This is a genomic window from Ferdinandcohnia sp. GQ5, assembly GCF_059759275.1.
In genome coordinates this window covers 36,830-51,802 of record NZ_JCAXEW010000007.1, presented here as the reverse complement: position 1 = coordinate 51,802, position 14,973 = coordinate 36,830, and the positions used below count along the sequence as shown (strand labels likewise).

At 37.8% G+C, this 14,973-nt stretch carries 12 protein-coding genes and 1 riboswitch; of the genes, 8 read left to right on the top strand and 4 right to left on the bottom strand.

Annotated features, from left to right (window positions below; translation table 11 throughout):
- Window positions 1–347 precede the first annotated feature (347 nt).
- Complete coding sequence (locus AC6CHV_RS10180; protein WP_498078818.1) at window positions 348–2,105, top strand: EAL domain-containing protein; 1,758 nt, start codon at window positions 348–350, stop codon at window positions 2,103–2,105.
- 79 nt (window positions 2,106–2,184) lie between these two features.
- Here the strand turns inward: AC6CHV_RS10180 and AC6CHV_RS10175 are convergent, their stop codons facing one another.
- The 3 genes from AC6CHV_RS10175 to AC6CHV_RS10165 form a co-directional block, all read right to left on the bottom strand.
- Window positions 2,185–3,075: a cation diffusion facilitator family transporter gene (locus AC6CHV_RS10175; RefSeq protein ID WP_341330048.1), complete on the bottom strand. Its 891-nt coding sequence runs from the start codon at window positions 3,073–3,075 to the stop codon at window positions 2,185–2,187.
- A 282-nt stretch (window positions 3,076–3,357) separates the two neighbouring features.
- Window positions 3,358–4,749 carry a branched-chain amino acid transporter BcaP gene (gene bcaP / locus AC6CHV_RS10170; protein WP_498078817.1) on the bottom strand — a complete coding sequence of 464 codons (1,392 nt, stop codon included), beginning with the start codon at window positions 4,747–4,749 and terminating at the stop codon, window positions 3,358–3,360.
- Between the two features lie 115 nt (window positions 4,750–4,864).
- On the bottom strand, window positions 4,865–5,977 hold the full coding sequence (locus AC6CHV_RS10165; RefSeq protein WP_341330050.1) for a CdaR family transcriptional regulator: 1,113 nt from the start codon (window positions 5,975–5,977) through the stop codon (window positions 4,865–4,867).
- Window positions 5,978–6,124: 147 nt separating this feature from the next.
- On the opposite strand from AC6CHV_RS10165, the gene AC6CHV_RS10160 reads away from it, so the two are divergent.
- From AC6CHV_RS10160 to AC6CHV_RS10140, 5 genes are all read left to right on the top strand, one after another.
- On the top strand, window positions 6,125–7,294 hold the full coding sequence (locus AC6CHV_RS10160) for a glycerate kinase (protein WP_498078917.1): 1,170 nt from the start codon (window positions 6,125–6,127) through the stop codon (window positions 7,292–7,294).
- On the top strand, window positions 7,272–8,381 hold the full coding sequence (locus AC6CHV_RS10155; RefSeq protein WP_341330051.1) for a 2-keto-3-deoxygluconate permease: 1,110 nt from the start codon (window positions 7,272–7,274) through the stop codon (window positions 8,379–8,381). The genes AC6CHV_RS10160 and AC6CHV_RS10155 overlap by 23 nt, the downstream gene beginning before the upstream one ends.
- A gap of 307 nt (window positions 8,382–8,688) precedes the next feature.
- Window positions 8,689–9,957 carry a nickel-dependent lactate racemase gene (larA, locus tag AC6CHV_RS10150; RefSeq protein ID WP_498078816.1) on the top strand — a complete coding sequence of 423 codons (1,269 nt, stop codon included), beginning with the start codon at window positions 8,689–8,691 and terminating at the stop codon, window positions 9,955–9,957.
- A 15-nt stretch (window positions 9,958–9,972) separates the two neighbouring features.
- On the top strand, window positions 9,973–10,272 hold the full coding sequence (locus AC6CHV_RS10145) for a UxaA family hydrolase (protein WP_341330053.1): 300 nt from the start codon (window positions 9,973–9,975) through the stop codon (window positions 10,270–10,272).
- Entirely contained in the window at window positions 10,265–11,434 is a 1,170-nt protein-coding gene (locus AC6CHV_RS10140) for a UxaA family hydrolase (protein WP_341330054.1), read from the top strand. The genes AC6CHV_RS10145 and AC6CHV_RS10140 overlap by 8 nt, the downstream gene beginning before the upstream one ends.
- A 174-nt stretch (window positions 11,435–11,608) precedes the next feature.
- Here the strand turns inward: AC6CHV_RS10140 and AC6CHV_RS10135 are convergent, their stop codons facing one another.
- The gene (locus AC6CHV_RS10135; RefSeq protein WP_498078815.1) at window positions 11,609–12,790 is read right to left on the bottom strand and encodes a nucleoside transporter C-terminal domain-containing protein; all 1,182 of its coding nucleotides are present in this window, start codon (window positions 12,788–12,790) and stop codon (window positions 11,609–11,611) included.
- A 243-nt stretch (window positions 12,791–13,033) separates the two neighbouring features.
- A riboswitch (Lysine riboswitch) is annotated at window positions 13,034–13,215 on the top strand.
- 99 nt (window positions 13,216–13,314) lie between these two features.
- On the opposite strand from AC6CHV_RS10135, the gene AC6CHV_RS10130 reads away from it, so the two are divergent.
- The gene (locus tag AC6CHV_RS10130; RefSeq protein WP_341330056.1) at window positions 13,315–14,151 is read left to right on the top strand and encodes a transporter substrate-binding domain-containing protein; all 837 of its coding nucleotides are present in this window, start codon (window positions 13,315–13,317) and stop codon (window positions 14,149–14,151) included.
- A 65-nt stretch (window positions 14,152–14,216) separates the two neighbouring features.
- Complete coding sequence (locus AC6CHV_RS10125) at window positions 14,217–14,963, top strand: amino acid ABC transporter permease (protein WP_341330057.1); 747 nt, start codon at window positions 14,217–14,219, stop codon at window positions 14,961–14,963.
- Window positions 14,964–14,973 lie beyond the last annotated feature (10 nt).

Here is a 14,973-nt window from a genome sequence, read left to right as displayed (position 1 = left end):
TATGAAGATCGGTGTAGTTGGTGCAGGAGCAATCGCTATTTTTTGTATTGAAAGAAATTAACCAAGTCGAAGATTTAGAAAACTATTTTATCGTCTGAAAAAATTTAGAAATTTCGATTGAGAAGGGGGGGGTGGGGTGAGCCTTTAAGGTTCACTCTTTTTAACGATATTTCTTTTTCTATATTTATTCGAACGATAAATATCTTGAAGTTAAGAATCTTAAATTGACGTAAAACCTGTGTTGATGCTAATATAAAATCATTCAAGAAAGTTCGCACTTACATATTTAGCATTTACTTCTGCTAAGTTTTAAAAATAGTAATTGTAAACTTAAAGGGGTTTAAAAAATGGAAAACCTACATCGTACTCTAGATTACTCTGATAAATCCATAAGCTCTAAATTAGCAAAACAAGTAGAAGAGGAACAAAACGAAAAATATAGATTGATAGCTGAAAATACGACAGATTTAATTAGTCTCATTGAAGTAGACGGGACTTTTCAATACGCATCTCCCTCTTTTGAAGCTATATTAAAGTATGACTTATCTTCCATCCGACATCTTACTCTTTTTGAAATGATTCATCCAGATGATCAAGAGCTAGTTAACAAGGAAATAAGAATCTTTTGCAAGAGGAAAAAAACAGTTAGACATATTGAGATTCGAATCCGTGATAACAAAGGGGAGTATATTGATATAGAGGCAAGTTTTAGTGTCATTGATAAATCATCATTTTCAAAAAATGATTTAATTCTTGTGGTCATGCGTGATATTCGATTCAGAAAGATATTCGAACAAAAAATATATCATTTGGCTTTTCATGACTCATTAACAAATTTGCCAAATCGACGTTCTTTTATGAATGAGTTAAATAGAGAAATTCTTGACAGGAAACATAGAGCCTCGTCGACGAAAATGTCCGTCCTATTTATTGACCTTGATAATTTTAAATCGATTAACGATCAGTGGGGCCATGATGTAGGTGATCAAGTATTAATCGAAGCTGCGAGAAATATAAAGGACGCGATAAACCCAAGCGATCTAGTAGGTCGTGTTGGCGGGGATGAATTTATTGTATTGTTAAGGGATATAAAAGATGAAGAGGATTTAAAAAAATATGTTACTCGTATTCTAACGAAGTTTAACTCTCCAATCTCCATTTCAGGACAGGAGTATATCATGACATGCAGTATTGGAGTCGCTACTTATCCCAACGACGGTGATACATCGAGGGAACTGATTAAGAATGCAGATGATGCTCTTTACAATGTTAAAAATAAAGGGAAAAATCATTATTTATTCTTTAATAGTAAAATTAAAAATGAATCATTAGAACGCAGGCTGCTTGAAAATGCATTGAGAATGGCTATAAAAGAAGAACAATTTTATCTGGAATACCAGCCTAAACTAAACCTCTCTACCCAAAAACTAATTGGGATGGAGGCTTTAGTTAGATGGAAACATCCTGAGTTAGGTACCATTTCACCTGGTAAATTTATATCATTGGCTGAAGAAACAGGATTAATTGTGCCGTTAGGGGAATGGATCTTGCGGGAAAGCTGTAGGCAAATGAAAAAATGGCAAGAAAAAGGATATCAATCATTGGTTATTTCGGTTAATGTATCCATTCGACAGCTTGAGGACGCTACATTTATCGATACAGTCAAGAACATCCTAAAAGAAACGGATTTAGACCCAAAGTGGCTCGAAATGGAAGTAACAGAAAGTGTTTTTATGGATGTTAATGATGCTGCGTCCATCCTTGAGCAAATCCGACAGCTGGGGATTCAAATTTCAATTGATGATTTTGGAACAGGATATAGTTCGCTTAGTTACCTTAAACACCTTCCAATTGATACATTAAAGGTCGATGCTTCATTCATTAGAGATATTCATGTGAATGAAGAAAGCAGAGCAATTGTGAAATCCGTTTTAACTTTGGCAACAACTTTAGGCTTAAATGTAATTGCAGAAGGTATCGAAATACAGGAACACGTCAACGAACTAAACAAAGATGGTTTATTATTTGGACAAGGTTTTTACTTTAGCAAACCATTAAATAGTCAAGCATTTGAAGAGTACCTATTAAAAGGACTAAACTCGTAACCTGACTCACTGTCCCATCACTAATAAAAGAAGTAAATTCAAAGTGAATTTACTTCTTCTTTATAATAAATTATCCTGTTCAATTCATAATTAATTTTTCATTTTCAACTGGCTCCACATGGACATGAACATCATAAATGTTATACTGGTTCTTTAACATTTCCTCCACATTAGATGATATTTCATGTGCCTCGGTAATATCTAAATTAGTTGGAACAGAGATCACAACATCCACAGTATTGCTATTTCCATATGTTCTTCCTTTAATATCCTTTACTTCTAAAACTCCCTTAACATTTAAGATTGTCTGTTTATACTCTTCTAAAGCATGTATATCGAAGCCATCAGTTAAGTAATGTGAGGATTCTCTAAAAATATCCCACCCGGTCTTACATATTAATAATCCAACAACTATTGCCGCCACTGGATCGAGCCAAGGTATGCCGAATTGAGAAGCTAAAATTCCAATTGCAGTCCCAATACTAACCCAAGCATCCGAGAGGTTATCTTTAGCAGCAGCCATAACTGCATGACTTTTTACTTTCGTAGCTAATTTTTTATTATAGCGGTAAACCAAGATCATAATAAATGCTGAAAAGAATCCTGTCCAAGCTGCTATTATATCAGGTGATTCAGCTTTGCCATTAAAAACAGAAATTGCTGCACTGTATAATACCTGAAGACCTACAGCAATCATTATTAAGGCTGCGATTAAAGAGGCAACAGATTCAGCCTTCCAATGACCATAGGGGTGATCGTCATCTGCTGGTTTTTGGGAAAGTCTTAACCCAATTAATACTGCAATGGATGCAATAATGTCAGTTGTATTATTTAAACCATCAGCTTTCAGCGCTTCTGAACCTGCAATATATCCGATGATTAGTTTTATACATGATAAAAGTATGTAAACTGCAATACTTAATATTGCACCACGTTCTCCTAACCTTAAATCTTGATACCTTTGTTCCATTTATCTTCCTCCGGTACTCAGCATTGAAATTTATTGTACCAAAGGGGTTTCGTGTTAGTCTACGGCAACGTTTTTGTGCGAAAACAATAAATTACAGGTTAGGCAAAAGTTTTGAGAGAGGGAAACTTTTACACAAATATGATTAATATATCGAAATAATATTATTACCAATTATTTGGTCACTTCTTTTAATTCTATGGGACGATATGAAGTGTTGTCTCAAATTTTAGGTACAAAAAAATGAGCATACATTATGACAACGTATGCTCACTTCTTATCAACTCATTCTTTATTCATTACGCTATGCTTTTTACCATAGACAAAATAGAAAAGTAATCCAAATACAAACCAAACACCGCATGCTATCCAAGTGAAGACAGAGAGCTGGGACATTAAAAATAAACATAATAAGAATGAAAGAATCGGTAAAATTGGAAAGAACGGTACTTTAAACCCATTAGATGGAAGATTCTTATCTTTTCTTAAATAAAGAATACCAATTGAGACAATTGTAAATGCGAGTAATGTTCCCATGTTTACTAGTTCAGCTAGCTTAGACAACGGAACGAAGCCGGCACAAAAAGCTACAATTGCTGCAAATACCCATGTGTTTTTAACGGGTGTCTTATGTTTTTTACTAAGTTCATACATACTTTTCGGTAGCAATCCATCACGGCCAAACGCGTATAGAAGTCTAGTTCCTCCGTATGACATAACGAGTATAACTGTCATCATCCCTACAACAGCCCCAAGTGAAATAACACCAGCCACCCAATCTTGATTAACGATTTGCATTACGTAGCTTACTGGATCACTTACATTTAGCTTTGTGTAAGAAACCATCCCAGTCAAAACAAGGGAAACAGCTCCATAAAGAATTGTACAAATTAATAACGAACCAATAATACCTATTGGCATATTTCGTTGTGGGTTCTTCACTTCTTCAGCTGCTGACGAAACAGCATCAAACCCAAGATAAGCAAAGAAAACAAGGGCTGCTCCACTTATAACGCCGTTCATTCCGAAGGGCAAAAATGGTTGCCAATTAGCAGGCTCTACATAAAAAATACCCACTCCAATAAATAAGAGAATAACACCTACTTTAATAAATACCATAATCATATTAATCTTCGTAGATTCTCGTATACCGAGTGTTAATAAATAAGCAGTGGCAAATATAATGGCTATAGCTGGTATATTGATATATGTTCCATCTGCCGGATTAAAAGAACCAGAAATGGCTCTAGGAATGGAAATATTAAAACCTTCTAATAAAGCACTTAAATATGCAGACCAACCTGTTGCAACTGCTGAAACTGCTAGGCCATACTCTAATAGTAAAGCCCATCCGACTAACCAAGCGACTACTTCTCCAAATACAATGTAAACATACGTATATGCACTACCCGTTACTGGTACGGATGAAGAAAATTCTGAATAGCACAAGGCTGCCAATGCGCAGACTATCGCAGCTATAATAAATGAAAAAACGATACCTGGTCCTGCGTGCCCCGCAGCTACTGTCCCAGGAAGAATGAATATACCAGTTCCTACAATGGCACCCACTCCAAGTAGCATTAAATCAAAGGCACCTAATGTTTGTGGTAGCTGGACATCTCCCTTTTTTTTGAGTAACTCTCCGAGACTTTTTTTCCTGAATAATATATCTTTCATGCTAACCCTCATTTTTTGAAAATATGTACAAATTCTAAATGTTTATGAATAAAAGGTCAATCGTTTTTGTCGAATTACCAATTTTTTTGTCGAAAATGAAAAAGCTATCCACCTTTCACTGATGGGGAGCGCTAGTTCTATTTCTATTATGTACCCAAATGACCATTTGTAATAGAAAGGCATCATGAAAGTTTTGAGGGTCATAGCCGCTTTCTGTTTTAATTTTGTTAAGACGGTAAATAAGGGTGTTGCGATGGATATATAGTTTTTTCGCAGTTTCTTTTATATTTAAATTCGAGTCAAAGAACGCTTGAAGCGTATCTAAATGATTAATAAGGTCACTCTTCCTTTTTAGTATTCTTTCTGAAAACTGTGTTGCTAGCTTTGGATTAATTTGGTGAACGAGTGCTTTCGGTTCAATGTCGGTATATGAAATGATCTTTTGTTCAGGTTTACTGATGGCTAACGCAATTTCACATTCATGATAACCTTGATTAACCTGTAGAAGGTGTTGGATTAGCGGAGAAAATGCTAAACGAACATGAACCTTCATTTTTTCAAATTCTTTACATAGGAAAGTTAACTTCTTTTTTGCACTCTCGTGGGTTACCCCAGTTAATAGGAGCAGCAATTTATTGCCATGAACAAATCCTGCCAACACTTCTCCTTTTCCAACTACTTCTTCTGTATTTTTGATAAGCAAGTGACTTGAAAGAGCATAATCAACAATTTCAATTAAGCTAACGACAAAAGGTCCTGTAAGTTTCATATTAAGTAGGCTAAGCCAGCGTTCAATATTAATTGTGTTCGGTTTCTCCTTCAAAAGTTCTTCGATAATCGTCTCTTTCGTTTTTTGGCGCCATTCCGTTTGGGATGCCATGTAAGCTTGCTTAATCATTAATTCCGCCATCATTTTAACAAGGCCACCACGGTCTCTTATTATGTAGGGTTCCCCCGTAATTCCGATGACTCCGACAACCTCACCATGAAAATGTATCGGTAAATTAATTCCTTGCTGTGTTCCACGAAGTTGGCCTTGATTTTCCGATGTAATTTCAAGGACCTTACCAGTTTTAATAACTTCTAATGCACCTTCATGGATCGAATCTTGACGAGAGGGGTCACTTGTTGCAATAATAACTCCTTCTTCATCCATTATATTGATATTCAGGTTCATGACCTTCGAAGTTTCATTTACTAACATCTCAGCAATTTCCCTAGTAATCATCAAATTCTCCTTTTGGTTATTGAGTACAAAAAGACATTATAATTTATATAATTATTTGTATTCTACATATAAAGAAGAATTGAAGCAAGTCCATTATAATTAAATAAACAGAATATTGTAAGCGTTTGCGTTAGGGAGGGACACAAAATTAAAATCATAATTGCGCCAGATTCCTTTAAGGGCAGTGTAACTGCAATGGAAGCGGCCTTATCTATTGAAAAAGGAATAAAAAATGCATATCCGAATGCGGAAACGAAGTTAATACCTGTGGCGGATGGAGGAGAAGGAACGATGGAAAATCTCGTTTCTTCGACAAAAGGACATAAAGTTTCAGCTACTGTTACAGGTCCCCTTGGTAAACCAATCGAAGCATCTTTCGGGGTGCTAGGTGATGAAGAGACATGCATTATAGAAATGGCTAGTGCATCCGGCTTGGATTTAATTAGTCGTTCTGAGCGGGATCCTCTAATTGCAACGACGTTTGGTACTGGGGAATTAATTAAGAAAGCGCTTGACGAAGGGTATCGAAATTTTGTCTTAGCCATTGGTGGATCTGCCACAAATGATGGTGGTGTAGGGATGCTACAGGCTCTTGGTATGCAAATCCTGGACAAGTCAGGACAGGAAATTGGCTTTGGTGGTGGTGCGTTAAATCAAATTCATGAAGTACGAATGGATTATTTTGATACACGAATCCAAGAAAGTCATTTTTTAATTGCCTCTGATGTGGAAAATCCACTCGTGGGTGAAAAAGGAGCTTCTCATGTGTTTGGACCGCAAAAAGGAGCTACAGATGAAATGGTTCGGGTCCTCGACAAAAACCTTACACATTGGGGCAATGTAGTGGAACAAGTAACGGGGATTCGGTTGCATGAAAGACCGGGAGCTGGGGCTGCAGGAGGAATTGGAGGAGCTTTTCAAGCATTTTTTCCATCCACAATGAAAAGAGGGGTAGATGTCGTTATTGAATACTCCAAGCTTGAAGAAAATCTAAAAGGGGCTGACCTTGTAATTACTGGGGAAGGGCAGGTGGATTTTCAAACAGCTTATGGAAAAACTCCCATGGGGGTGGCCCAAACAGCAAAGAAGCTTAATATTCCAACGGTCATTATCGCGGGTTCCATTGGTGAAAGAATTCAAACATTATACCAATATGGAATTATAGGGGTTTTTAGCATAATAAATCGTCCAATAAACTTAGACGAAGCGATGAAAGAATCAAAAAAATTGTTAGAACTAACAGCTGAGCAAGTAAGCCGCACTTATTTTTTCAATAAAGAGGGGGTAAATGGGAATGAAAATCAAGCAAACAATTGAGAAAGTACCAGGTGGATTGATGGTTGTACCTTTAATGTTAGGGGCGTTATTTAATACAGTCGATCAAATGCACATTCCAGCAGTTATGGAGGCTTTAAAATCTTTGGGGGTTGCTCCAACTGCCGATGGTCATTATGAGTTTTTACGGATTGGTGGATTCTCTGAACAATTATTTAAAAATGGTGCATTAACATTAATTGCCTTATTCCTATTTTGCGCAGGTAGCCAGATGAATCTTAGAGTCGGTGGGATTGCTTTGAAAAAAGGAGTATTGCTGACAACATCAAAATATTTAACTGGGCTTGCCATTGGACTTTTGTTTGGGTACTTTTTTGATCCTATGAATGGTTTACTTGGTTTATCGACATTGGCAATCATTGCTGCAATGACAAATGGTAACGGTGGGATGTATGCTGCCTTAACAGGTCAATATGGAAACAGGTCGGATGTAGGTGCTGTATCTGTCCTATCATTAAACGATGGACCGTTTTTTACTTTAATGTCACTGGGCCTATTAGGTTCCAAATTCCCAATTATTTCTTTTATCGCAGTATTATTACCGATTGCTCTAGGAATGCTTCTAGGGAATCTTGACCCTGAAATTCGTGAATTTTTGGCTCCAGGAGAAATCTTACCGGTTCCATTCTTTGCATTTGCACTTGGTGCAGGAATGAACTTTATGACATTCTTCAACCCTAGCGTTGTTGGCGCTGGATTACTTCTAGGAATTATGACAACCGTATTAACAGGATTAACGGGTATTCTCGTGTTTAAGCTGTTTAGAGAGAAAAGTCAAATTGCCCCGGTGGCTGAAGCATCTACAGCGGGTAATGCTGTAGGTACACCGGCAGCAATTGCAGCGGCTGCGACTGTTGCAGCTGGTTCTGGTATGATGAGCGCTGCTGAAGCTCAAGCCTATCAGGATATTGCGAACATAGCTACGATGCAAATATCAATATCTGTATTAACGACGGCCATTCTTTGTCCAATTGCTGTTATACTAATGGATAAATACCAAAGAAGTAAAGGCATTGATGCAAAACTGGAAAACCCAGGAGCACCAAAAGACCCTGGAGTACCAGTATAACTTTATTCAGAAGAAGTCCCCACTCCTATGAGTGTTTCGATTAATGTTATAAAAGGAACCAATCATTTGGGGTTCAGACCCTGACTGAATAAAGTTATAGCCTCCGGCGGATGCCACGATTTTTCAAAGGTAGTTTTTCGAGACAGTAAGTTCAAAGACTAAGAACGCCACGTCCTGTGGCAACGTCTTTATGACCCACTTCCTGTGGGCCTAAAAATCGGGCAGCAAATACGCTCCACCCCTGGCCATTTAAGAGGCTAGGGGTGGTTATTTATTAAACACATCATGAGTTGAAAAGGAGAAAAAAATGCAAACAACATTACTTTATGGAAAAGAAAATTTAACAATTAATGTCCCGGATGATGCTCTTATTTTAGAACCACAAAACCCCTCTGGTCTTGCTGATGAAATGGGAGCATTACAAGAAGCCCTCAAAAATCCAATTGGATCACCTCCTTTAGCAGAAATGGTGAAAGCAACAGATAAAGTAGCCATCGTTATTAGTGACATTACACGGCCAACGCCTAATGAAAAACTTGTTCCGGCTTTAATTAAGGAATTAAACCATGTTCCGCTTGAAAACTTTGTGATTATTAATGGAACGGGAACGCATCGTGATCAAACGGAAGAAGAGTTCGTTCAAATGCTAGGGCAATGGGTTGTTGATAACGTTCGGATTATTAATAATCGTTGTCATGATAAGGAAACACTTGTCAAAGTAGGGCATAGTAAATTTGGTTGTGACGTTTATTTAAACAAAGAATACGTTGAAGCAGATTTTCGAATCGTAACAGGTTTTATCGAGCCTCACTTTTTTGCTGGCTTTTCAGGTGGACCAAAAGGAATCATGCCGGGGATTGCAGGAATTGAAACGATCATGACCTTCCATAATGCACGGATGATTGGTGATCCGTTGGCAACATGGGGAAATATGGTGAATAACCCTCTACAGGAGATGACAAGGGAAATCAACATGATGTGCAAACCGCATTTTATGCTGAATGTCACTTTGAATCGTGATAAACAGATTACAAATGTGTTTGCTGGGGAACTTATTGCCGCCCATGACAAAGGTTGTGCTTATGCAAAAGAACACGCAATGACGAAATGTGAACAGCGCTTTGATGTCGTCATAACCTCAAATTCTGGCTATCCACTCGATCAGAATCTGTACCAGGCTGTAAAAGGTATGAGTGCTGCTCATAAAATTGTGAAAAAAGGGGGAGCGATCATTATCGCTTCAGAATGTTCGGATGGGCTTCCAAGCCATGGGAATTACGGGGATATCTTAAAAATGGCCAAGTCTCCACAAGAAATCCTAGACATGATCAATGACCCAGAGTTTAAAACATTTGATCAGTGGCAAGTGCAAAAGCAGGCCGTAATTCAAGTGTGGGCTGATGTTTATGTGTATTCACTACTTACAGATGAGCAAGTGACACAGGCAATGCTGAAGCCAACACACAATATTGAACAAACGTTAGAACAGCTTAAAGAAAAGTATGGGAAAGACATGTCTGTAGCGGTACTACCGTTAGGGCCATTAACTATACCGTATGTTGATTCTGAGGATTAATAGGAGGGCTAAGTCATGTCTCAAAGTTTTTCGGCTGTATTAATGAATGAGAGAGATAATGTTGCGACCGTTTTAGTAGATTTAGAGGCTAATATCTTTGTTACTGCTTCGTATGGTGATAGGAAAATTGATGTACAACTCGTACACTCCATTCCCTTTGGGCACAAATTTGCCGTTGATTCTATTAAAAAGGGTGAAAAGATTTATAAATACGGTGAAATCATAGGTGTTGCTTCATGCGATATTGAGGTAGGAGAGCATGTCCATGTACACAATCTTGAAGGAACACGAGGTAGGGGGGATATAAATGAATAATCAAGAATATTTTATGGGGTATAGACGTCCGGATGGAAAAGTTGGGGTTCGTAATCATGTATTGATTCTTCCAACTATCACCTGTGCGACCCAAGCTGCATACCAAGTTACTCAGCTTGTACATGGGACTGTTAGTTTTATTCATCAACATGGCTGTACACAGGTTGGAGTGGATTATGATCAAACCTTCCGAACCTATGTTGGTGTTGGCCTTAATCCAAATGTGTATGGCGTAGTCGTGCTAGGTTTAGGCTGTGAAACACATCAAGCAAGAAGTGTAGCAGAAGAGATTGCTAAAAGCGGAAAGCCAGTTGAGACTGTTTCCATCCAGGAAAATGGAGGCACCTTGCAAACGATCGCTAACGCAGCCAAAGTTGCAGCAAAGATGGTTCAGGATGCCTCTGCAATTATGAGGGAACCTTGTCATGTTAGTGAATTGATCATTGGAACGGAATGTGGTGGTTCGGATGCATGTTCTGGCTTATCTGCGAACCCTGCGGTTGGCCATGTGAGTGATTTAATTGTAAAAGCAGGCGGAACAGCAATCCTTGCAGAAACGACAGAATTAATCGGTGCCGAACATTTACTTGCGAACCGAGCGGTTGATGACCATACTTCCAGACGAGTATATGAAAAGATTAAGCAGGCAGAAGGTCGTGCGCTTATGATGGGGATTGATATCCGCACTGGTAACCCTACGCCAGGGAATATCGCTGGAGGGTTAAGTTCACTTGAGGAAAAGTCACTTGGTGCAGCTACAAAGTCTGGCACCAGTCCGCTTCAAGAACTGGTTGACTATGCAGAGATTCCAACTAAAAAGGGACTTGTCTGGATGGATACTCCAGGGCAGGACATCGAACAGCTTACAGGAATGGTTGCGGGAGGTGCACAGGTAGTTCTCTTTACAACTGGTCGTGGTACGCCAACGGGTTCACCGATTGCTCCTGTTATTAAAATTTCAACAAACACACCAATGTTTAATAGTATGAGAGATAATATGGATTTGAATGCTGGAACAATTATTGAAGGTAAAGAGACTGTTCAAACAGTTGGACAATCTATCTTTGATGAAATTAAATCTGTCTCGTCAGGAAAACTGACAAAATCAGAAATTTTGAAGCAAAACGACTTTGGAATTTGGAGAATAGGACCGACCTTTTAACTTATTCAGCAGGGTCTCCAGCCAATCTGAATAAGTTAACGTTTCCGGCAGAATCAGCCATTAGTTGAATAAATTTGCTAAGTAGAAACCTTCAAAACCGAAATCGGAAAAACCAAAAAAGGAACCCACTTGAAACTGAGAAGGTTCCTTTTTTTCTTTTTTAGACGTTGTTATTTATAAAACGAAACTAACAATAATACCTGAAAGTATGCTTACTAGTGTGGCACCATATAAAAGTTTCAAACCAAACCCAGCAACGACATTCCCTTGCTCTTCATTGAGACTTTTCACCGCCCCGGTAATAATCCCGATTGATGAGAAATTAGCAAAGGAAACAAGGAATACAGACAGAATACCAAGTGTCCGTTCACTAAATTGGTGGTTTCCTCCAGATAAATCCATCATCGCAACAAACTCATTTGTCACGAGTTTTGTCGCCATAATTCCTCCGGCACTAACTGCTTCTGAAAAAGGAATCCCCATAATAAGAGCAATTGGAGAAAAAAGGTAACCTAATAGCGTTTGGAATGAAATGGTGAATACTAGTTCAAATACATGATTGATTGCTGCCATTAAAGCAATAAAACCAATTAACATGGCACCGACAATAACTGCAACCTTGAATCCATCAAGGATATATTCTCCAATCATTTCAAAGAATGATTGTTTTTTTTGATCGCGGATTTCAATCATATCCTCATCTGGATTTACTTCGTACGGATTAACGATAGAAGCGATAATAAACCCGCCAAATAAATTTAACACTACAGCTGTGACAACATATTCTGGCTTTAGCATTGTCATATAAGCGCCGACAATGGACATTGAAACTGTTGACATCGCGGAAGCACATAGGGTATACAACCGTTGTTTGGATAGCATACCTAATTGCTTTTTTAGTGTGATGAAAACTTCCGATTGCCCGACCATCAATGAAGCAACTGCATTATATGATTCAAGTCTACCCATCCCGTTTACTTTACTTAATAACCATCCAATCCCATTCATAATGAATGGTAAAATTTTCAGATACTGGAGAATTCCGATTAATACTGAAATAAATACGATTGGAAGCAATACAGTTAAAAAGAATGGAGCCTCTCCATCGTTCGCCATTCCGCCAAACACAAAGGAAATCCCTTCGCCTGCATATTCAAGCAGTTTATTAAAAAAAGCAGAAATCCCCTGGATGATAATGAAACCAAATCTAGTATTTAATAGTAATATTGATAAAATAATTTGGATGACAATCATGATGAGAATCGGTTTATATTTTACCTCTTTTCGGTTGGAACTTGTCAACCAAGCCAAAAACAAAACAACAAAAATACCTAAAACTGAAAGAGCATATTGCATATGTAACCTCCTGGTGTATTTTTAACATTATGTACATACTCTCGGTATAGTAACCTCTTTTATATGTGATTACAATGTATATTTTGTCCATTTCTTATAACAAGAACACGATATAGATGGCTTATTTTTTTATATATCCCATGTTAAAACAGTAGTTACTGGATTTTCTAATAATTAGTAGTTGACTGATTAGTAGTTACTATTGTAGTATAAAAACACAATTAAATAAGGCCTCACTTTTACTAGTGAGGTAGAGGCGCGATATTTAACAGTCTTTAGTGGAGTTTGAGGAAACAGTGATGCTAGGGAGAAGGAAATGTCGCCGAAGTTTGTAATAACCTCAATATTACATGCTGGGTCTGCAGTTAATAGCTGCAGGACTGTCTCAATAAACCCCCAGTTTATTGAGTTGTGCTATCTCAATTGAGATAAAAGAGAGGACCTTAGGGCAAATTTACTGCGACCTGAGTATATCTCAGGTCGTTTTTTTGTCGAAATTTATAAGAATACGGAGGAGAAACAGCATGAGAAGCAAATTAACAATATTTTTCGTTTTAATCATTTCTACCATTCTATTATTAGCAGGGTGTGGAACAAGTAATAGTTCGGATTCTGGTTCATCAGAAGATAATACATTTAAGGTAGGTCTTGAAGCTGGATATGCACCGTTTAACTGGACTCAAAATGATGATTCCAATGGTGCAGTAAAAATAGACGGTTCTGCAGAGTATGCAGGCGGATATGATGTGGAAATTGCAAAAAAAGTAGCTGAAGGTTTAGGTAAAGAATTAGTGATTGTAAAAACAGAGTGGGATGGTCTTGTACCAGCTTTAACATCAGGCAAAATTGATGCAATCATAGCTGGTATGTCACCAACAGCAGAACGAAAAGAAACAATCGATTTTTCGGATAATTACTATACTTCAAATTTAGTTATGGTTGTGAAAAAAGGCAGCACTTATGAAGGTGCTACTTCTATCCAAGATTTTAAAGGAGCAAAAATTACTGCTCAATTAAATACATTCCACTATACAGTAATCGACCAAATTGAAGGTGTCGAAAAGAAAACGGCGATGGACAACTTCCCAGCAATGAGAGTAGCACTTGAATCAGGAATGATTGATGGTTACGTGTCAGAACGTCCAGAGGGTATTAGTGCTTCATCTGCTAATGAAAATTTTGTAATGGTGGAATTTGAAGATGGATTTGAAACTTCAGAAGATGATACAGCAATTGCTGTCGGACTTCAAAAGGGCAGCGAATTAACAGAAAAAATCAATGAGATTTTATCAGGTATCTCAGAAGAAGAACGTACAAGCATTATGGATTCGGCTATTCAAAATCAACCAGCAGCAGAATAATAAATACAGGGAACCGACTGTATATCAACATACAGTCGGTTATATAGGGCTAAGGAGGAGAAGAAATGAGTTTTGAGTGGGTCATTAAAATAATTATCGAAAACTGGCCAATGTTCCTTCGTGGTGCGGGTTTAACACTCTTGATCGCTCTTATCGGGACGGTCTTTGGGGCAATGATTGGATTGCTAGCAGGAGTTATCCGTACAATTCCAATGCCCGAACGTGGTGTGAACAAAATATTTTTAAAAGTCATTAATGCCATCCTCTCCATCTATATTGAATTCTTCCGTGGAACACCGATGATTGTACAAGCAATGGTTATCTATTATGGTTCTGCGTTAGCATTTGGGATAGATATGAATGTTTTTGTTGCAGCGATCATTGTTGTCTCAATCAATACAGGGGCATATATGGCTGAGTATGTTCGTGGTGGGATTGTTTCGATTGATAAAGGACAGTTTGAAGCAGCACATGCAATTGGAATGAATCATTTCCAAACGATGTGGAACGTTGTCTTACCACAGGTTATACGTAATATTCTACCTGCAACAGGTAATCAATTTGTGATTAATATTAAAGATACCTCCGTTCTGAACGTGATTTCAGTGACAGAATTATATTTCGTGACAAAATCGATATCAGGCAATAACTTTAGATATTTTGAATCGTTTTTCGTAGCATGTATGATTTATTTTGTGATGACCTTCATTGTTACAAGAATTCTATTATACTTTGAAAGAAAATTAGATGGCTCTGATAATTATACGATGATTGGGAACGATCGACCGATACAAGTTAATCAACAACAATAGGAAGAAGGAG